Annotated in this window: 18 protein-coding genes; 6 read left to right on the top strand and 12 right to left on the bottom strand. The window is 33.7% G+C overall.

What is annotated here, in order from left to right; genetic code table 11:
- Window positions 1-42 precede the first annotated feature (42 nt).
- Both QYS47_RS05675 and QYS47_RS05670 read right to left on the bottom strand, forming a co-directional pair.
- Window positions 43-246: a YgaP family membrane protein gene (locus QYS47_RS05675; protein WP_302103834.1), complete on the bottom strand. Its 204-nt coding sequence runs from the start codon at window positions 244-246 to the stop codon at window positions 43-45.
- A 67-nt stretch (window positions 247-313) separates the two neighbouring features.
- Window positions 314-1,801, bottom strand: coding sequence for a helix-turn-helix domain-containing protein (locus tag QYS47_RS05670; RefSeq protein ID WP_322348000.1), 1,488 nt, complete (start codon window positions 1,799-1,801; stop codon window positions 314-316).
- Between the two features lie 207 nt (window positions 1,802-2,008).
- Between QYS47_RS05670 and aceB the strand changes: the two genes are divergently transcribed.
- From aceB to QYS47_RS05645, 5 genes are all read left to right on the top strand, one after another.
- Window positions 2,009-3,604: a malate synthase A gene (aceB, locus tag QYS47_RS05665; RefSeq protein WP_322347999.1), complete on the top strand. Its 1,596-nt coding sequence runs from the start codon at window positions 2,009-2,011 to the stop codon at window positions 3,602-3,604.
- A gap of 26 nt (window positions 3,605-3,630) precedes the next feature.
- On the top strand, window positions 3,631-4,905 hold the full coding sequence (aceA, locus tag QYS47_RS05660; protein WP_308357408.1) for an isocitrate lyase: 1,275 nt from the start codon (window positions 3,631-3,633) through the stop codon (window positions 4,903-4,905).
- Between the two features lie 239 nt (window positions 4,906-5,144).
- Window positions 5,145-5,507 (top strand): hypothetical protein, encoded by a 363-nt coding sequence (locus tag QYS47_RS05655; protein WP_322347998.1) that lies wholly within the window; start codon window positions 5,145-5,147, stop codon window positions 5,505-5,507.
- Window positions 5,508-5,755: 248 nt separating this feature from the next.
- Window positions 5,756-6,181, top strand: coding sequence for a DsrE family protein (locus tag QYS47_RS05650; RefSeq protein WP_308357409.1), 426 nt, complete (start codon window positions 5,756-5,758; stop codon window positions 6,179-6,181).
- Between the two features lie 10 nt (window positions 6,182-6,191).
- Complete coding sequence (locus QYS47_RS05645; protein WP_322347997.1) at window positions 6,192-7,847, top strand: bifunctional metallophosphatase/5'-nucleotidase; 1,656 nt, start codon at window positions 6,192-6,194, stop codon at window positions 7,845-7,847.
- 111 nt (window positions 7,848-7,958) lie between these two features.
- Here QYS47_RS05645 and QYS47_RS05640 read toward each other — a convergent pair whose 3' ends face one another.
- From QYS47_RS05640 to QYS47_RS05620, 5 genes are all read right to left on the bottom strand, one after another.
- Window positions 7,959-9,221, bottom strand: coding sequence for an NAD(P)/FAD-dependent oxidoreductase (locus QYS47_RS05640; protein WP_302104154.1), 1,263 nt, complete (start codon window positions 9,219-9,221; stop codon window positions 7,959-7,961).
- 160 nt (window positions 9,222-9,381) lie between these two features.
- Window positions 9,382-10,725, bottom strand: coding sequence for an OprD family outer membrane porin (locus tag QYS47_RS05635; RefSeq protein ID WP_322347996.1), 1,344 nt, complete (start codon window positions 10,723-10,725; stop codon window positions 9,382-9,384).
- Window positions 10,726-11,736 (bottom strand): c-type cytochrome, encoded by a 1,011-nt coding sequence (locus tag QYS47_RS05630; RefSeq protein ID WP_308357412.1) that lies wholly within the window; start codon window positions 11,734-11,736, stop codon window positions 10,726-10,728.
- A 66-nt stretch (window positions 11,737-11,802) separates the two neighbouring features.
- The gene (locus tag QYS47_RS05625; RefSeq protein WP_308357413.1) at window positions 11,803-12,216 is read right to left on the bottom strand and encodes a DUF6691 family protein; all 414 of its coding nucleotides are present in this window, start codon (window positions 12,214-12,216) and stop codon (window positions 11,803-11,805) included.
- Window positions 12,217-12,246: 30 nt separating this feature from the next.
- Window positions 12,247-12,822: a YeeE/YedE family protein gene (locus tag QYS47_RS05620; protein WP_308357414.1), complete on the bottom strand. Its 576-nt coding sequence runs from the start codon at window positions 12,820-12,822 to the stop codon at window positions 12,247-12,249.
- A 195-nt stretch (window positions 12,823-13,017) separates the two neighbouring features.
- Here QYS47_RS05620 and QYS47_RS05615 point away from each other — a divergent pair, with 195 nt between their 5' ends.
- On the top strand, window positions 13,018-13,593 hold the full coding sequence (locus tag QYS47_RS05615; RefSeq protein ID WP_322347995.1) for a pentapeptide repeat-containing protein: 576 nt from the start codon (window positions 13,018-13,020) through the stop codon (window positions 13,591-13,593).
- 577 nt (window positions 13,594-14,170) lie between these two features.
- Here QYS47_RS05615 and QYS47_RS05610 read toward each other — a convergent pair.
- The 5 genes from QYS47_RS05610 to QYS47_RS05590 all read right to left on the bottom strand — a co-directional run bounded on the left by QYS47_RS05610 (window position 14,171) and on the right by QYS47_RS05590 (window position 22,240).
- Complete coding sequence (locus tag QYS47_RS05610) at window positions 14,171-15,220, bottom strand: hypothetical protein (RefSeq protein WP_308357415.1); 1,050 nt, start codon at window positions 15,218-15,220, stop codon at window positions 14,171-14,173.
- 123 nt (window positions 15,221-15,343) lie between these two features.
- The gene (gene hemL / locus QYS47_RS05605) at window positions 15,344-16,639 is read right to left on the bottom strand and encodes a glutamate-1-semialdehyde 2,1-aminomutase (RefSeq protein WP_407660358.1); all 1,296 of its coding nucleotides are present in this window, start codon (window positions 16,637-16,639) and stop codon (window positions 15,344-15,346) included.
- Window positions 16,640-16,666: 27 nt separating this feature from the next.
- Window positions 16,667-18,535, bottom strand: a complete 1,869-nt coding sequence (locus QYS47_RS05600) for an ABC transporter substrate-binding protein (protein ID WP_322347994.1) — start codon at window positions 18,533-18,535, stop codon at window positions 16,667-16,669.
- Window positions 18,526-20,055 (bottom strand): glutamine-hydrolyzing GMP synthase, encoded by a 1,530-nt coding sequence (guaA, locus tag QYS47_RS05595; RefSeq protein ID WP_322347993.1) that lies wholly within the window; start codon window positions 20,053-20,055, stop codon window positions 18,526-18,528. The genes QYS47_RS05600 and guaA overlap by 10 nt, the downstream gene beginning before the upstream one ends.
- 142 nt (window positions 20,056-20,197) lie before the next feature.
- The gene (locus QYS47_RS05590) at window positions 20,198-22,240 is read right to left on the bottom strand and encodes a tetratricopeptide repeat protein (protein ID WP_322347992.1); all 2,043 of its coding nucleotides are present in this window, start codon (window positions 22,238-22,240) and stop codon (window positions 20,198-20,200) included.
- Window positions 22,241-22,262: the final 22 nt, after the last annotated feature.

Raw genomic sequence — 22,262 nt, 5'->3', positions numbered from 1 at the left:
CTTATATAAACAAGCGATACTGAATTAGTATCGCTTGTTTGATTATGATTTCTTCCGGGTTGATATTCCAAATGGTAAATAAAGTGGACAGAAACTGATAAAGCTAGTAGCTATAAAAATGATAGCCAATACTCCTAGAATTATAGCTAATGTACCCGAAATAACTCCAAAATAATATAAAATACCCACTGTGATAGCTAATAAAATTCTGATTGCTTTATCAGCCGTTCCCATATTTGCCTTCATAATAATTAGTGTTTTGTTATATCCTAATATACGATTTTCTTGAGTTTCTCACCTAATAAATTTAAAATCAAGAATTAACCATGAGTTCTACAGCCTTCTTCATTGCATCTAATTGCTGTTTGGCTTCATATACATAAGGTTTGGCAGCTCTTTCTTTGCAATCATACAGTGGACATGTCTCACAAGTCTCATTTACAATTCTAATCGGAATCGTAGGATCATTATGAAAACTTATTCTTTTCTTCATTTGAGGAGTGATTAACAAACCAATGGAAACGCTACTATTTTGACCTATATTTTTATTGCTTGACTTGGCTAAGCTTATGATCAAATATTCATTATCTGAATTAACATATTTACTTTTCTGAACTTTACATCTAACAGTATCTTCAGCAACAACATTGTCATTTTGAAGCTCTTTGAGAATTTCTATTGATGCCCATCTTCTACAATAGTGTTGGTCCAGAGCAGTACCATGTGGATTATGCAATCCAGACAGATGCATTTCTTTGGTGAGCTTAAAAGTTTGATTATCGGAAGTGCTAAACCTTAAAAAGAACAACTCTTTAACCCCAAACTCTTTGGGTAATAGGTTTGTGATCCGATGCATCAACATTTCTGGTGTACATCTATACTTTTCTAAAATATTATATATTATTTCAGAATTACATTGTGGCTGTAAAATAAATGATTTTAAATCATCAGTAAATTCTTTCGCAGGGAGTAAGAGAGCGCAAGCAAAATAAGAAGCCTTATAATTATTCAACATCTCCTCAAAAGAGTTAACAGAAACCCAGCTTGAGGTAAAAGGTCGCGGATTTAATTTCAAAAATTGATATCCTAATTCTTTAGCCATGGTAAAAACCTGTTGCTGCTCTGTCAATTTAGGATTCATTAATAACTGCGGCTTTTCTCCTTGAATAGTCATGGATCTTAAGGCTTTTAACTCCTGATGATGTTCCAACCCCTTTGGCCAAACTTGATAATTAAACTGTTCATTCAAAATTTCATATAATTGCTCATAGCTAAAAGGGAAAGTATGCTTCGATAAATATTTCTCCTTAAAAGCTATTACTTCATCCTCTAAAGATTGGAAATAATTATCATGCATTTCCTGATAGGATCGTAGCATATTCAAATACAAGCTTTCCACTCTTAAACCGTAATTTCTACTGATCTCAATAAGAGTACTAATGAAAGCACCAAGTTTTGCAGGAGCATTACTTAATAAATCTAATAAATGAGCTGGTTCTATCCCTAGAAGCTCTAGAGGTAATTCTTTAAATAAATTAGATTGTAATAATTCACCCAAAGGAGCTAGCTTCTTACTTAATTGTAAAGAAACTAAATCATCGAAATTGATTTCAAGCGCATCAGAAAGTATATTTATTTTCTCAATTTTCGGATATTTTTTACCCTTCTCTATTTCATTTAAATAGGACGCTGATAAACCCGTAAGTTTTGATAATTGAATAAAAGAAAGCCCTTTTTCAATTCTTAATTGCCTTACTTTCAATCCAAAAATTAGCTTTACATTTTCTTGAGATACTGACATTTATTCAAATATTTTCCTTTTGATATCCTTCACCAGTTAAGCGAACAAACTTTTTTCATTTTTTTTTATCTAGCTATTTCTAAGTATAGCCCTTTCTTTATCATTCGCTAATATAGCGAATAATTTCTTACAGCGAATATTCGCTTGTAAATTAATTTTCGCTAACCTACATTTGAAGCATCGATCATTTAAAAATCTGATAATCAAATGGAAACATCAATCGAACAATTACAGAGCAGAAAACCGAAGCAAAAAGAATTTAATCTTTTAACTGATGAGGCAATCTCGTTTTTGAACAGACTACATGAAAAGTTTAGTGATAATAGGTATGAATTGATTGGAAAACGTGAGCAAGTTTATGACCAACTAAGAAACGGTAAAAACTTAAATTTCCCTAAAACTACTGAGGACATCAGAAATGATCCTAATTGGTCAATCGATCCATTACCAAAGGATTTACAAAATAGAAAAGTGGAAATCACAGGACCTGTTGACAGAAAAATGATCATAAACGCTTTGAATTCTGGCGCTAAAGTTTTCATGGCTGACTTTGAAGATGCCACCAGTCCAAGTTGGAAAAACATAATGGAGGGTCAAATAAATCTATATGATGCAATAAGAAATCAAGTAGATTTTACTGCACCTAACGGTAAAAAATATAAACTGAATAAGGAAAGAGCAGTTTTAAAAGTTCGCCCAAGAGGATGGCATCTCTCCGAAAAAAACTTCTTGGTAAATGGCGAACCTATATCTGCTTCATTGTTTGATTTTGGCTTATACTTCTTTCATAATGCACACGAATTAATCAGACAAGGTAGCGGTCCATATTTTTATCTTCCCAAACTCGAAAATCGATTTGAAGCTAGATTATGGAATGAAGTATTTGAATTTGCTCAAAATGAATTAGGTATTCCCAATGGAACCATAAAAGCTACTGTTCTAATTGAAACCATTACTGCTGCATTTCAAATGGAAGAAATTATTTATGAACTGAGAGAGCATATGGCTGGATTGAATGCAGGAAGATGGGATTACATTTTCAGTTTCATTAAAAAATTCAGACATAAACCAGATTATATCCTTCCCGATAGGAATCAAGTGACAATGCAAGTGCCTTTTATGAAGGCTTATGCTAATTTATTAGTGAAAACCTGCCATAAACGTGGCGCCCATGCTATAGGTGGAATGTCTGCCTTCATCCCAACAAAGGATAAAGAGAAGAATGAAAAAATATTTGATACCGTAAGAAATGACAAAACTGAAGAGGCTCTAGCAGGATATGATGGCAGCTGGGTAGCCCATCCCGCATTAATCCCAAGTGTAGAAGCAGTATTTGATCAAATCATAGGCGATCAACCACATCAGAAACATATTTTAAGAGAAGAGTTTTCCACTTCTGCTTCAGCTTTAACATCTCCTCAAGTAATGTATGGTGAAATTACAGAGAAAGGAGTAAGAATGAATATAAATGTTGCTCTGCTGTATATAGAATCATGGTTACAAGGCATAGGAGCAGCTGCCATTTATAATTTAATGGAAGATGCAGCCACCGCTGAAATTAGCAGAGCGCAACTATGGCAATGGTATCATCACCAAGTATCTCTGAAATGTGGTAAGATATTTAATAGAGCCTTATTCTGTATGCTCCTTGAGGAAGAAACGGAAAAAGTAAAAGAATTATTAGGCCAGGAAAGAGTAGAAAGTGGAAAGCTAGCTATTGCCAGAGATTTACTTAAAAAGCTAGTGAAAAGTGAAGAATTTGAGGACTTCTTGACCTTGAAAGCATACCCTCATTTACAATAAACAAATAACCTATAAATCTTAAAAATATGAATACTCAAGAAAAAATTAATAAACTAATTGCAGAATGGGATACTAACCCAAGATGGAAAGATGTGGAAAGGACTTATACTGCAGAAGAAGTAGTTAAGCTTGCTGGTACTGTAAAAATTGATCATAGCTTAGCACGTTTAGGAGCAGAAAGATTATGGAATCTTCTGAAATCGGAAGATTATGTGGCGGGATTGGGTGCCTTAACTGGTAATCAAGCAGTACAGGAAGTTCAAGCTGGATTAAAAGCAATCTATTTAAGTGGATGGCAAGTAGCGGCAGATGCTAACTTGGCCGGACAAATGTATCCTGATCAAAGTTTATATCCTGCGGACAGCGTACCAAATGTGGTGAAAAGAATCAATAATGCTCTATTAAGAGCAGATCAAATTCAATCTGTTAGTGGTGAAGGTGATATCCACTGGATGGCGCCTATCGTTGCAGATGCTGAAGCTGGTTTTGGTGGCAATTTAAATGCTTTTGAACTGATGAAAGGCATGATAGAAGCGGGTGCTGCAGGAGTTCATTTTGAAGATCAATTATCATCTGCCAAAAAATGTGGTCATTTAGGAGGGAAAGTATTAGTACCAACACAAGAAGCCATAAATAAATTAATTTCAGCTCGCCTAGCAACAGATGTGATGGATGTGCCAACGCTCATCATTGCTAGAACTGATGCTGATGCTGCTAACCTTTTAACTTCAGATGTTGATGAAAGAGACCGTGAATTCTTAACAGGTGAGCGATCTTCTGAAGGATTCTTTGGAGTAAAAAATGGATTAGAACAAGCGATTAGCAGAGGTTTATCCTATGCTCCTTATGCGGATTTGGTATGGTGTGAAACTTCACATCCAGATTTAGGAGAAGCTCGAGAATTTGCTCAAGCGATAAAGGAAAAATATCCAGATAAAATGTTGGCCTACAATTGCTCCCCTTCTTTCAATTGGGCGGCTAAGTTAACAGAAAATGAGATGCTAGAATACAGAGAGAAATTAGCTGAAATGGGGTATAAATTTCAGTTCATTACTTTAGCTGGATTCCACGCTTTAAATACCGCCATGTTCGAATTAGCTACTGCCTATAAAAATAAAGGCATGGCAGGTTACTCTGAATTACAACAGAGAGAATTTGCGTTACAAAAACAAGGCTTTAAAGCCGTTAAACATCAAGCCTTTGTAGGTACAGGATATTTTGATGCGGTTCAAAATGCCGTAACACAAGGAAAGGCTTCAACAACAGCTTTGAAAGGTTCCACTGAAGAAGCTCAGTTTTAAAACTAATTTAAATTTCGTTTCCGTAGTCCACAGTTAATTGTGGTTAATATTAAAAGACTTCTTAATTGAGGTCTTTTTTTTTTGCACTACCCCCTTTAGGTTGCCAAAATAGATGTAGGATATGAAAGCTTATTTTAAATAATTATATATGGAAATTACTGCCTTTAAAAGAATTATATCCTATATGTTACAAATGATACAAATAAATATTATATTATTGTGCAATTTATATTTTGCACATGAGTTACAAGGTTAAGATAGCAATTTTATTAATCTACATTTTTGTAGGAAAGTCATTGGCGGTAGACGCCAAAGGGCTTAATAATTTGCTTGACCCTAGTATCATTTCTTTTTACAATCCTTACTGTAAAAAGGTTAACAACATAAAATCTTCTCACAAACCTATTCAAATTGATCAAAATGAGACTCAGAACTCTCAATCAATTATTATATTAAGTTTTTGTAATACTGAATTTAAATTCGAATTCTCTACCTTAAAATTTTATGTTTTTAAACATGTTAAGTCTTTTAATAAATTCATTATTTCAAGACTACTTTACCTCTATTTAGATCAAGACTCTCCTCCACCACGGCTTTTCTAACAATTTTTATTCTAAGTATTGCTCATTTCTCAGTTTTGAATTTGATGTAAGTTTATTGCATAAAATCAAATTCAGATTTACACTGAAAACTAATCAAATTACATCTTATATCGGATGTATTTCTGCTTAACGGAAAAATGCGTGATGCTCACTCAATTATTTATAAAATTAAATAGGGAAATCTGTCTATTTAAAATCAAACTATTACCGGTTAAATTCTTAATAGAATGAACCAAAATACAATAAACATGAAAAATTACATATTTAGCTCCTTACTTATTTTAACTATACTTTTTGGAGCCCACAATTTAAATGCTCAACATTCAGGAAATGAAGATAAAATCAACTATGTGGTGATAACCAAAAAAATACCACAACTCCAACCGATACTTCTTACTGCTGAAGCTCTCAAAGCAGAAGATGGAGAAAACTTTGGGGAATTTAAAATTATAATCTGCGGGAAGGAAATTGGAGATATTACTGATTCTGATAAAATCAATAAGTTTATTAAAAAAGCGGATAATGCAGGCGTAAAAATTATAGCATGCGGATTTTCTCTCAACAAATTCAAAGTAGATAAAACCAAAATCCCTCAAGAAATAGAAACGGTTGAAAATGGTATTCTTTACAATTTTCAACTTCAGAAAAAAGGATACAAAAGTATAACTCTATAAGTATATGAATATGGAAACGATAATTAATAAATTAAGTAAGTCATTATTCTTAATCGGAATTATGGCATTAACATTTGCTTGCGATAATAAATCAGGCAATAAAGAAAATAGTACAGCGAAGTCCGATACTTTAAGTATAACCATTTTACAAACTGCCGATATACACGGCCAGCTTGATCCACATCCAGAATTATTCTGGGAAAATGAAGAAATAAAATTCAAAACGCGTGGTGGAGTAGCTAATATCAAAACCTTATTTGAGAAAGAAAAAGCAAAAAATCCAAATCGTACCTTAATAGTAGATGGTGGAGATCTGATTCAAGGTAGCGGTTATGCTGCTTTATCTGAAGGTCAGGTAATGTCTGACATCATTAGTAAAATGGGATATGATGTAATCATTCCTGGCAACTGGGAAGTGGTTTATGGTAAGGAAATCATGATGAATGTGATGAATAGCTATAATACTGATGTGATTGCACAGAATATGTATCATGAGGAAACCAAAGAAAACTTATTCCCAGCTTATACTGTAAAAGAAATTGAGGGAGTACGAATTGGATTTATAGGAATAAATGATCCTGCCGTTCCAATCAGACAAAACCCCATATTTAGTGAAGGAATTGCTTTTAGTGGCTTAAATGCTGATTTGAAGAAAATGGTAGATGAAACTAAAGAGAAAGAAAATATAGATGTTCTGTTCTTAGTTACGCACTTAGGTGTGTTTAAACAATTAGAATTGGCTAGCAATCCAATTTCCGAGCATGTGGATTATGTATTAGGTAATGACACTCACGAACGAGTTAGAGAACCAATACAAGGTAAATATGCAAAGGTTACTGAACCTGGTGCATTTGGTTCATTTGTGGGTAAATTAACATTGCATTTTGTAGAGGGCGAATTAGTTGGGGATGATTATGAATTGCTAGATGTTGATCCAGAAGTTTATGCTGCTGATGAAGAAATCCAAGCACTAGTAGACAAAAACAAGGCTCCATACAAAGAAAACCTTGAAACTGTAATTGGATATACTAGTACTCCAGTTTACAGATACCTAACAGTTGAAAATCCAATGGATAATATGATCACGGATGCTGCTCGTTGGAAAACAGGAGTTGATATAGCGATTTCAAATGGCTTCAGATTTGGCAATCCGATTGTCCCTGAAAATGGCAAGCCTGCCCCTATCACAAGAGCAAACCTTTGGAATATTCTACCTGTAAATGAACCTGTTAAAACAGGTAAGGCAACAGGAAAGCAAATCAAAGAATGGTTAGAACAAGAGATGCATAATGCATTTGCTAAAGAGCCTAGTGATCGATTCGGAGGCTGGTTAGTTCGTTTTTCGGGCATGGAAGTGAAATTCAATGTAGAAAATGAAAAAGGAAATCGAATTGAGAGTATAACAGTTAAAGGTCAACCTATGCAAGATGACCAGTATTATTCAATTTCAGCTTGTTTACGCCCTGGCGATCCTCTTGATAGATTATGTAGAATGGACGGAGTAACGGATGTGGATACAAAAGAATACACGATTCATGAGGTAGTTGAAGAATATTTAGCAGAGAATTCACCTATTGCACCAAAACTTGACGGAAGAGCATATAGTGATGCATTAGGTACTTATTCATTTTCTACCGTACCAAGTACTAATTATGTTTTCCAGTAAGAAAAAAATAATTAGATATCATAAATCATTATTATGATTAATAAAAAAACCGCATCAATACCAGATGCGGTTTTCCTTTGAATAAAAATTACAGAATAAAAACTAAAAATATTAAGCTTTACCTCTCAACATTAAGTTCCAATACATAAAAGGTAAACCATATTTTTTCAATATCCACATACTCCACTGCTCTTTGGTAGTATCGACAAATTTTGATAAAAATGGATCACTATCTCTTTCATTTCCATACTTAAATTCAGCCAATACCATTTTACCATAACCTGTAACTAATGGACAAGAAGAATATCCCTCATAACTAGCTAAACCAATTTTATGATTCTTCATCATTTCTAAAAGGTTTTCAACCAATACTGGGGCTTGTTTACGCACCGCAGCGCCTGTTTTAGCAGTTGGCAAAGCCGCAACATCACCTAGTGCAAAAATATTTGCAAATCGCTTATGTTGTAAACTATGCTCATCAACATCTACCCAGCCTTTATTAGCACCTTCTTGTATTGAAACCTGACTATCCTGAATAAATTTAGGAGCCGCTTGAGGTGGAGCTAAATGAAGGAAATCAAAAGGCATTTCTATCTCTGTTTCAGATACTAGACTTTCATTAATAGGATTATTCTCCTCAACTACGCATCCTCCCTCAATATTATGAGTATACTTAAAATAGATTTTCTTAGCATCTGCATCTATTCTTACTGGTGCATAGTAGGGTTTAAATATAATATCACGTTCTGCAATAATTTTATTTAATGTTCTCGCAAATTCCTTAGTTCCAAAAATAACAGTACCTGGTGTTGCAAAGATGACATTAGATTTATCTCTCAATCCATGCTTTCTTAAATAATGTTCTGCCAAATACATGATTTTTTGAGGAGCACCCCCACATTTAATAGGAGTAGTGGGCTGAGTAAAAACCATATTCCCTCCCTTAAATTCTTGCATTTTCTTCCAAGTATGCTCAGGATCAGTGTAGTTACTACATACGACTCCTTTTTCCATAGCTTCAGGTAAGCCTGGTAATAATTCAGGAGCCATCACCAATCCAGGTGCTACAATTAAATATTCGTATTCTACATCCCCAGACTTCTCTGTGGTTACCGTATTCTTTTCAGGAAGAATGTTAGTAGCTTTATCTTTAATCCATTCCACACCTTTAGGAATGTAGTCAGCCTCTTTTCGGATAGTCTTTTGATAATCAAAAGTACCAGCACCAACAAGAGTCCATGCGGGCTGATAATAATGTTTATCAGACGGTTCGATGATAGCAATATCAAGTTTTTTATCCTTTCTTTTGAGTTGTGCGGCTACCGTAATGCCTGCAGTTCCTCCTCCGATTATTAGGATTTTATGCTTTGCCATGATTCCAAATTTTTTAGTTTTCGTTCGTATAAAAGCTGATATCTCCTTCAACTTTCACTATAAAAAAAAGCAATTATTTCGACTTTTGGAGTGACTTAAGTTACATAAAATATCTAAAAGCAGAAAGACAAATCAATTAATAAAACCTGTGGAAAAAACCCTAAAAATTGTAGTTGATTATTGCATTAATCATGAACAGATTAACCTTATTGATTACTAATGCAGGATTTTCAGGAATATCTTTAGTTAATATTTTACTCGTTAATAAAATTTCTGGCTTAAAACCCTTTAAATTATCATTCTCATAGAATAAATCTAGATTAATGTGCATGTAATTCGGTAAGGCATATTTACTTAATTCAGCCATTGTTACATCAGGAGTCCAATGATGCCCAACACTAATTGCGGATTTAAAATCATGAACATCTCTCGTATAATGATGTAGGTAGTTAAATACTACTGCCTGATTATCTCCAAAACCCTCGCTTCGCTCTCTTTTCTGAAAGCTAAAAAGAAACTCTCTCCCCCATTCTCTTGGAAATAAATAACGTCCCTGATCAGTTATATAATTATAGGATAGGCTTAATTTACCATTTTTTACTGTTCTTGATAATTGAATTCCAAAAAGTTGAGCTAATTCATCCTGAACATATCTATATTCGTAGGTTTCATTCCCCCCATTCCCCACTCGATTTTGAAGCAACCATTCCGCTGAAAATTGAAAGTTTGAATCTGAAAAGGTATAAGACGGTTTAACATAAACCATATTAAAAAGATTATCAGCATAATAATCCCAAACTACAACATTTAAATTGTTCAAATTGTATTCGAAATTCAAAACTCCTATATAATCAGATTCTGTATTTCCTCTATATTGGCTTGCCTGACCATTCACATCTCTGCCTACAGGATAAATCCCGATACTTTCTCCAATATTTTCGAAGCCATCGTAACTTCTTGGTGCAATTCTATTAATTGCGCCTAATTGGAACTTAACTTTATCTTTTTCCTCATATTTATAAAAAGCGCCCTCAAATAAAGTAGGTATCATCCGGCCATCTTGACCATTTAAGAAGGGGGATTTAAAACCTTGTCTACCAATCTTAATTTGATGGTTATCTTGCTTATATTGAAGATATAACTCTCCTGGAAAGGCAATAACTTTTTGCGATAAATCCTGACTATTAAAAAGACCTGAAACATACCTGCTACCTCTACCAGTTGTAAGATCTAAAACTTCTACATTGCTTAATCCAGTATTTATACTGCTATATAGAGCACCGCCTACTTGCCAATTATCATTAAAATTATATTTATATGACAACTTAAGGCCTGTAGCTAATCCATACCAGTTTTGAAGATCCCCTTCATTAAATGTATGTAAATAATAATTTCTCCATTGACCACTAAAGTCCCCTTTCTTTACTTCCTCCTGATTATTATTGTCCTGAGCAAATAAAGAAAAGGGAAATAGAGCTATCAATACTAAGACAGTAATTCTCATTTACTTCGTTTTCTTGATTTGATAAACGCTATCGTAATACTGAACAATTGGTTTAAATGGACCATATTTGTGCTGCTCTGCTGGGAATGGATCATCCCAGGGTCCGTAAGCAGTTGAAACTGGTTTTAATTTTAAATCAGGGAAATCATTTTCCGGATTATCTTTTTGAGGTCTTTCAAAGCTATTGATATAAGCTGCTACATGAAAAGCTTCCTCATCCGTTAACTTAGGATTAGCTTTTGTAGCTATTAAATGCGGCATATTCGCTTTGATAAATTGGGCTGCAGTCAAAACTCTATGCATACCAGCACCATGATTAAAACTATCTCCCCCCCATAATGGCGGATATTGATATCCTTTTCTAGCATCATCTAATCGAGTTCCTTGTCCATCTTCTCCATGACAAACCTGACATTCATTTACATAGACTTGTTTTCCTACTATAGTATCTGCTTTAAATTCTGGTATTTTTACTGAAGTAAACCCTTTAAACCATTTTGCAGTATCTTCAGGAACTCCTTCACTCAACCATTCCATATAGGCAACTAATGCCTGCATCTGCTCAGAATCTTCAGGTAGTGCTTTACCATTCATACTTCTTTGCATACAACCGTTAATTCGTTCTTCAATAGTACCAATTTTGTTTTCTCTGCCTCTAAACTGTGGAAATCTGTTAGTAACTCCTACCCAAGATGCTGCTCCTGGCTTAGTTCCTGCTTCCAAATGACAGTTTTGGCAGGTTAAATTGTTACCTGAATAAAGTCTTTCATCCTTATTGATCACCTGAGGCCCCATCCATTTCGGTGATTCGGTTGTAAGAAGATATCCGAATTTAACTAAATCACCTCTTTTACCTTCTGGCAAATCCTTGTCAAGAGATGGAAGGTGCCATTCTTTATCTGCTTTAGAAGACGAGACCCCAATCCAGTCAGGAGCCTCGTCCATAAATACAACCGCCATGAAAAGAGTTATTACAACTGCCAGGATTCCAAACATTACTGCTGCTGTCATCCTGATTAATTTCAAAAAGTCCATTATACTAAGTCTATTTAATATGGCTAAGTTATATCTATACTCTTAGTGAGGAAGCTTATCTTTAAGCTTTCCATAAACAAAAGTTCCTAATACAGCTGATAGGATTACTACCAAAATAACGCCAACACCATTACCTACCAAAATGAACATTGGTCCTGGACAAGCACCAGTCATAGCCCAACCTAAACCAAAGATTGTACCTCCAATTAAATATCTTGCCCAGCTAAATGCTTTAGGTGGAATATTAATTGGTTCACCGTCAATCGATTTTAAGTTGTTTCTTTTAATCAATTGAATTACAATTATACCCACTACTACAGCTGACCCAATCACTCCATACATATGAAATGATTGAAATTTAAACATTTCATAAATTCTAAACCAAGAGATTACTTCAGCTTTTGCCAGTGTAATCCCAAAAATTGCGCCTATTAATAAATATCTTAAAAATTTCATTTCTTCGTTTCAGTTTAATTTTGATAAAATTTACATTACAAGTAAGTAGGGTAAGATAAAGTAGGTCATGATTAAACCTCCAATAAAGAAACCGATAACAGCCACTAATGAAGCAGGCTGAAGATCACTTAGTCCAGATATTGCATGACCTGAAGTACATCCTCCTGCGTATCTGGTACCAAAACCTACTAGAAATCCACCTACTACCATAAAGATGAATCCTTGAACTGAAAGTAAATTTTCCCAATTAAAAATTTCTGTTGGTACTAAAGTCTCACCAGGATTATTGATTCCTAATGCTTGTAATTCTGTAATAGTAGTTTCAGAAATATTGGCCGCAGGCTCATATCCTAAATATAAGTGCGAGATTAAACCTCCTAATACTAAACCAAGAGCAAATACCAAGTTCCATGTTTGGGTTTTCCAATCAAAATCAAAAAACTCACATGATTTACCTGCTCCTAAAATTGAGCACATAGTTCTTAAATTTGCAGATAGCCCGAATGATTTCCCGAAAAATAGCATTGAAAACATTACAAGAGCAATGAGTGGGCCTGCAACGTACCATGGCCATGGTTGACTAATCCATTCTAAAATATTGTTCATAAAATACTTTTTTTAGTTTAATTCTAATTAATTTAATTCTTTAATTTAAAAGTCCGTTCTTTTCCTAATATGATGTTACAAAATTAAACGTAGAACATTCCGAAAGGCGTAACAAATGTTACCTATTTATTGCTAAAATGTCAGCTGAAATACTTAATAGGGCTTATACATTGATTTTAAAGGAGTAAACTATAAATGATGGAAGAATTTATTTCTGATGAATTATTTGAAAATATTGAAGCAAGTGAAGTCAATTTCAAATTGGCTGAATATGATAATTGTACATTTAAAAACTGTAACTTTCAAAATTATGATTTAAGAAATTTTAAGTTTATTGATTGTCAATTTGATGCATGCAATCTATCCTCAGTAAAAATTCATAACACTTCATTACAATCAATTGAATTTACTAATTGTAAAATATTAGGAGCTCATTTTGATCAATGCAACGATTTTGGTCTTTCAATCAATTTCAAAACCTGTATTTTAGATCAATCTGTATTCTATGGTATGCAATTAAATAAAACCAATTTTGTAAACTGTAAACTTATTGAAGTTGATTTTACAGAATGTAATTTAAAAGAATCTAATTTTAACCACTCTGATTTATCAGGAGCAGTATTTGAAAATTGCGATTTACAAAAAGTGGATTTCAGAAATGCAGAAAACTTTAATATTGATCCAGAGATCAATAAAATCAGAGCTGCCAAATTTTCAAATAATGATTTAGCTGGCTTATTAATGAAACATCAAATTAAAGTAGAATACTAATATAATTTACTCTCCTTATTATTTTAATTTTAGATTGATGTACAAATATCTTTATCGTTAAGCCTTGAACTAAAATTGAAAATACAACCGAATAAATAGCGTAAAGAATAATATTTTTAGCATCAAAATCATATTGTGCCATCGCTCCTCCTTTAATTGCTTAACATTAATTGATAAAGTTTTGCAAAAAACCTCAACATCACAACCATTTATACTTCCATAAAATCAAACCCTCAGAAAATAGAAATGCTAGGTATAATATTTCGGGAACTTAATAGACTGAGAGGAGAATCTATACTGAAAGAACTAGGGCAATAATCATCAGTCCTATAGTGGAAGGGAGATTTGTAAAATTTACATTTATGAATGTAAAAACTGCTGCTCAGAATATGAATAGTGTGTTTAAATCTTATTCAACCATTATGATTTAGATTACCAATTTATGTTTGAATTTAAATTAGCAATTACAATCAACTAGAATAAAATAAATATTATTTTATTGGGATATACCTAATACAAAAAAAGAGACCGCAGTGAATAACTGCGGTCTCTTTTATATTTATAGAATAATAATATTTTATCTCCCGAATGCTTCTACGTTATAATCAAGTTTTGTACCGTACATTGGGAAAGTTATTTTAAGCATTCCATAAAAACCTCTTTTTTGTAAACCTGGTCTCAACCCAATTTCAGCACCATAACCCCATCCTAACGTTCTGTTGAAATGGCCATCAATACCTAATCGACCACCAAACATGAAAGTATTGATTGTAGAAGCATCATATTCAAAGAACTGAGTTGCTCCTGCTGGTTGGTGAAAGAAGTTTTCAACTGTTACCATTGGGAAAATGAATAAATCTAAGAAGGTAGAAAACACATGATCATCCACTAACTCTTCATAGGTTTTATCTGGTTTCGCAGCAAAGTTTTTGATCCACGTAAAACCACCTCCAACTGAAACACCAGCACCTAAAACATTACCGAATACTGCTCCACTATCTTCACCCGTAATCGAGTTGTCCGATTGTTCAGTTTCTCCAACAGGATTTACTACCACTCCTTGAGAACCGATAGCTCTACTTAATTCAGAAGTAGTTTCATAATATACACCACCTAATCTAGCGAATAAAATCTCTCTTCTTTTATTAGGTATTGGAGCTCTTTTAGGAACTTTTGCTGCCCATTCTGCACCTTGATAATTCTTAGAATATAAAGGTATTAAACTTTCAGATTCCTGCTCTTTATCCCAGATATGATAAGAGGCACTTGCTTCAGCGAAGAAATACGTTCTGGCCCTTGATTGAGGATCAAATCCATTTTTCTGAGCAGAGTTTCTTGCAAAATCACTTCCAATAAAATAAGGAGTTCTAGCATGTGCTTTAAAATGCATCTTATCCTTAAGATAATAAGTAGCATCTAAGCCAAAACCTGATGTTATGTTGGTTACATGTATATCACCATATGCTGGTGTAATCCCAATAAATAGTTTATTTATATCATAAGGATCGTTATACATTTCTTCATATGTAACGGTCTTATTATCAGATCTTCTTCTAAACTGTGCATCCGCAGTGAATACAAAAGTATAAGATATTAAGATGACAAGAATAAGTCTAACTAGCTTCACTATAATTCTATTTTTTACAGCTGTAAATATAATAATTAATTAGGACTACAATAAATGTAGTTCCTAATTGAGGCAAAACCTCGATAAATTATGGAAAAATAGCAATTATTTATAATAATAGCCTTATCCCACTAAATTTTTAAGCACTTTTTCGTGTGATTTAACAATATGATCAAGATCTTCAGCTGATAATGAAGTAGATAAAAACCATGATTCAAATTGAGCAGGTGGTAAATAAACCCCTTCATTTAACATACCTTGAAAATATTTTCCAAACATCTCGGTATCGCATTTTTTCGCCCCTTCAAAATCATGAACTTGCTCGTTTGTAAAGAATATGCTAATCATAGATCCTAATTGATTGATCGTATAATCCTTACCTAAAGCTGTATTTACTTTGGCTAATTCTTTAGCTAAATATTGACCAGAAGCTCCAATTTGCTCATATACTTCGTCATGATCATTCAAATAGCTTAGTATAGCGTAGCCTGCCGCCATTGCAATAGGATTCCCAGACAAAGTACCTGCCTGATAAACTGGGCCTTGCGGAGATACAAAATCCATGATTTCTTTTTTACCTCCATAAGCACCTACAGGCATACCTCCACCAATAATTTTACCTAAGGTGGTAATATCTGGTTTTATGTTGAAGATTCCCTGAGCGCCTGCTTTGGATAATCTGAAACCAGTCATTACTTCATCAAAAATTAATACGATTCCATTTTGGTCACAGATTTCCCTTAAGCCTTGTAAATAACCTTCCTTTGGAAGAACACAGCCCATATTACCAGCGACTGGCTCAACTATTAAAGCCGCAATCTGATCTTTATTTTGTTCTACAATATTTTTTACTGCATCTAAATCATTAAATGGAGCTGTTAAAGTATCTTTTGCGGTTCCTTGTGTTACCCCTGGAGAATTAGGAGTACCCATGGTTGCTGCTCCACTTCCTGCTGCAATTAAGAAGCTATCACCATGGCCATGGTAACAGCCTTCAAATTTCAATATTTTTTCTCTGCCCGTATAACCTCTAGCTAATCGAACTGCTGACATAGTAGCTTCAGTACCCGAGTTTACCATCCTAACTTTTTCAATGGATGGCACCATATGGGTTATTAATTCAGCAATCTCTATTTCTTTTGCTGTAGGAGCACCAAATGAAAGTGATCTTTTTAAAGCATCCGCTACTGCTGCTTCAATAGCTCCATTTCCATGACCTAAAATCATAGGCCCCCAAGAATTGATTAAATCAATGTATTTATTTCCATCTTCATCATACATATAAGCACCTTTAGCACTTTTTATGAAGATAGGATCACCCCCAACTGCTTTAAATGCCCTAACAGGTGAGTTCACACCACCTGGAATAAAATTTTGCGCCTTAGTAAATAAAGATTTGCTTTTGGACTTATCCAACATAAATAGTTTGCTTTTTGTATTTGAAAATTATTCTTTGAAAACAGAAGGATTCTCTTCCTCTTCTTGCTCATAATTGAGCATCTTCAATTTTAAATCCTCCATTTTCATAATTGGTACTACTTGATTATCATTCGCATTTGTATAATCAAACCCAAAGTATAAATAGCCTTCCTGAAACCCTTCTTCATAAAGACCATACTGGAAATAATTACCATATTGAATTAATTTAGCTCCAAAAAATCTCATGGTTTCATATCCATCATAACTATACTGTGAAGGCAATTTGTTATAACTTTCTTTATAGGAATCTTTAAAATCTACTACTTCTGCAGACGTAAAATCGAAATAATTCTGACCAATCATTATTACGCCCATTCTTTGTAATTGATCAAATGAAATTTGATTAAATTCCATCCATTCATCATATCCAATTAAAGGAATACTATCTCTTCTTGTATCAATCGCACTCAAAACATTAGATACTAATAAATTATCCGAAGAAGCTAGCATGATATGACCTATGGTATCTCGTGACATTATTAAAGAATCCTCTTCACTTACTCTCACTTTAACTGTATTACTAACATAAACTTTACCATCAGTATAGGTAGTGTCAGGATCAAATACCTCAGTTAAAGAACGTAATATTTCAGTACTAGAAACTGCAGAGCGAGATGCGGCCATCCAAGTAATATTAAAGGAATCCTTTTCTAATTCTCTTTTGTATGTATAAGCAAAAATAGAATCTTGTGATTTGCTTCCATATAAGATAGTAGCATTTTTAGACTCCATATTATTTATAGCAAACCTAGCTGCCATTTTAGCTCGTGTTTCAGGAGTCGCCTTAGTCAAAAAGGAATAAGGATTCGTGGCAATTGTCTCAGAATTGGTAGATAATGGATTAACCATATTTATTTTATGCTCATAAGAATAGGCTCTTATCATTCCTGCTGGAATAGGATATAAAGGTCCAATAATCATATCCATTTGTAACAACTCACCACTTTCAATGATCTCTGACGTGGTTAAACTATCTCTTTTGGTATCATAAGCAAGAAGCTCAATCTTCTTTCCATTTGCATTCAATTCATTCGCAGCTATTTCAATGCCTTGATAAATATCCAATACAAACTGATTTCCTTTGTTTCCCTTAGTAGTAGTAAGATTATCAGTTAAAAAAGGTAATAAAACCGCAATTCTGTATTGGTCTTTCTTTTCAGAAACACTTTTATCAACAAAATCGAAGCTTGCTCTATTTAAATTGAATGAATCAATCAAGAATTCCATTAACTCAACCTGTCTATCTACTATGGGTTGTTGATTAATTTTCATGGCTAAATGCTCAGCCAGAATCTTATCATAAGGGTTTAATTCTAAAGCTTTCTGGAGTTGAGGAATGCTATCATAGTTAACCAAAGTGTAACGCTTGATCTTCTGAGCAACGGTATCTAAGTCCCTATTTTCGATACTGTTTAAAACATTAAGTCCTTTGAGAAGATCACCTTCTTGCAATAACATTTTGCCATACCAAATATTAGCCTCATCAATTTTATCCCATTCAGGATGTGTAGTTCTTATTCTTCCTAACACTTCCATGGCTCTTTCTTTATTGCCTGTTTCATAAGCTGAAATTGCATAGAAATAGGAAGCATAAAGATAAAATGGATTATTCTCGTTAAGATCTAACAGATTTACAAAATGATTTTGAGCTCTTTGATAGTTAGCCTGTTTGAAATAATTCTTTCCAGACAAGTATTCTGATTGATAATTTACTTGTGCATTTAGCTGAAAGGCACAAAACATTATCACTCCAAATATAATAATTGGTTTTAATCGCATGATCTCTTTATTATCCTGATAGAAAGCATTAATAAGTTTAAAATTAATTATTCCCACTCAATTGTAGCTGGGGGCTTAGAACTAATATCATAAACAACTCTATTAACACCTTTTACTTTATTTATAATTTCATTCGATACATCACTTAAGAATTCATAAGGCAGATGAACCCAGTCTGCAGTCATACCATCTACACTCGCTACAGCTCGCAATGCCACTACTCTTTCATAAGTTCTTTCATCTCCCATTACTCCTACAGATTGGATTGGAAGTAAAATTGATCCTGCTTGCCAAACATCATCATAAAGTCCTCTTTCTTTCATCATTCCTATAAATATCGCATCTACTTCTTGGATAATATGGACTTTTTCAGGTGTAACATCTCCCAAAATACGAATTGCCAAGCCTGGACCTGGAAATGGGTGACGACCTAATATTTTTTGATCGATTTCTAATGCTTTTCCTACTGAACGAACACCATCTTTGAATAGTGTTTTCAGTGGTTCTACCACCTTTAAATTCATTTTTTCTGGAAGACCGCCCACATTGTGATGTGATTTAATAGTTGCAGAAGGTCCTTTTACGGATACTGATTCAATAATATCAGGATATATTGTTCCTTGCGCCAACCATTTCACATCCTTAATAGCATGAGCTTCTTGATCGAATACTTCTATAAATGTTTTACCAATTGCTTTTCGTTTTCCTTCAGGATCAGAAACCCCTGCTAAAGCTTTATAAAATTGGTCTTTTGCATCAACCCCTTTTACATTAAGTCCCATGTGTTTGTAGGATTCTAAAACCTCTTCAAACTCATTCTTCCTCAATAGACCATTATCTACAAAAATGCAATATAAGTTTTTACCAATTGCATGATGGATAAGCATTGCTGCAACTGATGAATCAACACCACCTGACAACCCTAATACTACTTTATCATCACCTAATTGTTCTTTTAATTCCGCAATCATGCTATCAGCAAAAGCTTCTGAGGTCCAATCTTGGGCACAGCCACAGATCTTTACTAAGAAATTTTCTAACAGCTGCTTACCTTCTAAAGTGTGCGTTACTTCTGGGTGGAATTGAATGCCATAGGTAGGTTCATCATCTAGTTTAAATGCGGCAACTTCTACAGAGGGAGTGCTTGCAATAATTGTAAACCCACTAGGTAATGTTTTTATAGTATCGCCATGTGACATCCAAACCTGCGATCCTTTGGTTAGGTTTTTCAGCAAATCATTATTTTCATCAAAACTAGTAAGTTTTGCTCTACCGTATTCTCTTATTTCTGAAGGCAAAACCTCTCCTCCATTATTTTGGGCTAAATATTGCGCTCCATAGCAAACTCCTAAAAGCGGAACTTTTCCACGATATTTTGAAAGATCAATCTTTGGGCAATCCTCATCCCTTACTGAACAAGGGCTACCTGATAAAATGACTCCCTTTACATCAGGGGTTAATTCTGGTGCGTCATAGAAAGGATGGATTTCACAATAAACGTTAAGTTCACGTACTCTTCTTGCTATTAGTTGAGTGTATTGTGAACCAAAATCTAGAATAATAATTTGCTCTGTCATGCTGCAAAAATAATAGGATGATTCAGTTAAGCATAGAAAAAACTAAATTTGCTTTTAAATAACTGAAAAATAGAGTTTTACATTCTTGAAATATCTAACTAAAACACAAGAAAGTAACATTTAAGAAAAGTATTGATGAGATTTAGTTAAAAATCCTAAATCCCCACACCAAAATATCATCAACTTGTTCTTGATCTTTTTTCCACTGATCAAAGGTTTCCTTAATAATTTCCTTTTGTGTATTCATCTTCTTCATATGAATCCTTAACAATAATTCTCGGAAATTCTTAATCATATATTTTTTGTTATTTAGACCTCCAAATTGATCTACATAACCATCTGAGAAGAGATAAAAGCAAGTATCATTAGTAATCTTTATTTCATGAACATCGAAATCCTTAACTTTTTTATCATGATCAAGCCCGATGGTGGTTTTATTTCCTTTTAGCTGATGTAATTGCTTATTCTGAATATAAATCAATTCATGATTAGCACCGGAAAACTGTACTTTTTGTTCTTTTTTATCCCAAACGCATATAGAAATATCCATCCCATCCCTATTGCCTGTTTGCTTTTGCCTTAGGAGATGCGCCACACTCAATTTTAGCTGCTTTAATATTTCTGCAGGATTATTAACATTTTTAAAATTAATTATGTGGTTAAGGAGATCATGACCAATAAAACTCATAAACGCACCGGGAATTCCATGACCCGTGCAATCGGCAACAACAACAAAAACCTTATTTTCGGTTTCATTAAACCAATAAAAATCACCACTCACAATATCTTTTGGCTGATAGTAAATAAAGAAATCTTCTAATTCTGCTGATATTCGAGTGTGAAAAGGAAGAAGAGCCGTTTGGATACTTTTAGCATAATTCATGCTATCGGTAATATTTTGATTTTTCTCCTGAATTAACTGATTTTTATGAATGACATCAGTATTAATGGCTTTGAGTCTTTCCGCTTGTGTTTCGATTTCCTCCCTTTGCTGAAGAATTTCTTCGTTTTGTAATTTAAGCTGGATATTAGCTTTCTGCTTTTGGTTTTTAGCTCTGAACGTAAGAATTGCAAAAACTATTATAATTACCAAAACACTTACAATTACAATATTCAGAACTCTTTGTTGGTAAATCGTTTTCTGCTTTAACTCTTTATCAATTCTTAAAATTTCATTCTCTTTCTCTTTCTGCTCTGTTTCATAAATAATTCTAAGGTTTGAAATTTGTTTTTGTTTCTCTTCATCAAGCAATTTACTTTTACTTATATCGGCAGAGTCTTTGTATTGAAAAGCTTTTCTATATTGACCTTTTTTATACAAGATTTCGGACAAATTCTCAAAAGACTCAATCTTCCATTTTAAAGAATTAATTTGGCGTGATAAGTCTAAAGCAGAATTTACATTCTCTTCAGCAGCAGCTAAATTTCCGGTTCTGATGTATATCCCTACCAGAAAATTTAAGTATTCAACGGCTCCTAAAAAATCCTGACTTTCAATTAAAAGATCTAGCGTTTTTTTTGTGTTTTGAATTGCTTTGGCTTCTTTACCTTCATTTAAATAAACTTTTGCCTGTACCCCTAAAGCGTAAGCCATGCCATTAACATCTTCGAGCGCTTCAAAAATTTCGTAGGCCTTCCTTTCTAACTTTAAAGCATTATTATTTTCTTGGGTGGCCTGATAAACTTCTCCAATATTTAGTTTGTAAACACCAACTGCTACAGGATATTCGGCAGAATCAACTAAACTTAAAGCCTTTTGGTAATACTTTTTGGCATTTTCATAATCATGATGATTAAAATATAATACTCCCAAACTGTTGGAAGAATTTGCCACTCCTTTAGAATACCCCAGTAATTCATAATTCCGTAACGACTCTTGCAATAAAGACACTGCTCTATCGTATTCTCCCAGCACATTATAAATAGCACCTAAGATATTAAGAGACTCCGCTTTGATGTAATAGAAATTGCTTTTGTTAGCAAAACCTAATGCATCATTTGCAAATTCGAGTGCTTTTTTTGGATCAATTGTACGATAGGCTACTGCTATATCCAAATAGATATTAGCCTTAACACTATCATTGGAGTTTTGAGCTAGGTTGTATAAGCTATCAATCTCAGATTCCTGTGTGTATCCTAAAAAAGGAATTATACTTATAAAAAGGATTAGGAATATATTTTTCATCTACAATATTAGAATGAATGCT

The sequence above is a fragment of the Marivirga arenosa genome (genome assembly GCF_030503875.2).
In the GTDB taxonomy this organism is placed as follows: Bacteria; Bacteroidota; Bacteroidia; order Cytophagales; family Cyclobacteriaceae; genus Marivirga; species Marivirga arenosa.
The sequence above is the reverse complement of the archived record's forward strand: the minus strand, read 5'-3'. Positions and strand labels throughout refer to the sequence as shown.

Coding starts and splice junctions, on each gene's coding strand:
- QYS47_RS05675 (WP_302103834.1), bottom strand. CDS start 246: ATGAAGGCAAATATGGGAACGGCTGATAAAGCAATCAGAATTTTATTA.
- QYS47_RS05670 (WP_322348000.1), bottom strand. CDS start 1,801: ATGTCAGTATCTCAAGAAAATGTAAAGCTAATTTTTGGATTGAAAGTA.
- aceB (WP_322347999.1), top strand. CDS start 2,009: ATGGAAACATCAATCGAACAATTACAGAGCAGAAAACCGAAGCAAAAA.
- aceA (WP_308357408.1), top strand. CDS start 3,631: ATGAATACTCAAGAAAAAATTAATAAACTAATTGCAGAATGGGATACT.
- QYS47_RS05655 (WP_322347998.1), top strand. CDS start 5,145: ATGAGTTACAAGGTTAAGATAGCAATTTTATTAATCTACATTTTTGTA.
- QYS47_RS05650 (WP_308357409.1), top strand. CDS start 5,756: ATGAAAAATTACATATTTAGCTCCTTACTTATTTTAACTATACTTTTT.
- QYS47_RS05645 (WP_322347997.1), top strand. CDS start 6,192: ATGGAAACGATAATTAATAAATTAAGTAAGTCATTATTCTTAATCGGA.
- QYS47_RS05640 (WP_302104154.1), bottom strand. CDS start 9,221: ATGGCAAAGCATAAAATCCTAATAATCGGAGGAGGAACTGCAGGCATT.
- QYS47_RS05635 (WP_322347996.1), bottom strand. CDS start 10,725: ATGAGAATTACTGTCTTAGTATTGATAGCTCTATTTCCCTTTTCTTTA.
- QYS47_RS05630 (WP_308357412.1), bottom strand. CDS start 11,736: ATGACAGCAGCAGTAATGTTTGGAATCCTGGCAGTTGTAATAACTCTT.
- QYS47_RS05625 (WP_308357413.1), bottom strand. CDS start 12,216: ATGAAATTTTTAAGATATTTATTAATAGGCGCAATTTTTGGGATTACA.
- QYS47_RS05620 (WP_308357414.1), bottom strand. CDS start 12,822: ATGAACAATATTTTAGAATGGATTAGTCAACCATGGCCATGGTACGTT.
- QYS47_RS05615 (WP_322347995.1), top strand. CDS start 13,018: ATGATGGAAGAATTTATTTCTGATGAATTATTTGAAAATATTGAAGCA.
- hemL (WP_407660358.1), bottom strand. CDS start 16,639: ATGTTGGATAAGTCCAAAAGCAAATCTTTATTTACTAAGGCGCAAAAT.
- guaA (WP_322347993.1), bottom strand. CDS start 20,055: ATGACAGAGCAAATTATTATTCTAGATTTTGGTTCACAATACACTCAA.
- QYS47_RS05590 (WP_322347992.1), bottom strand. CDS start 22,240: ATGAAAAATATATTCCTAATCCTTTTTATAAGTATAATTCCTTTTTTA.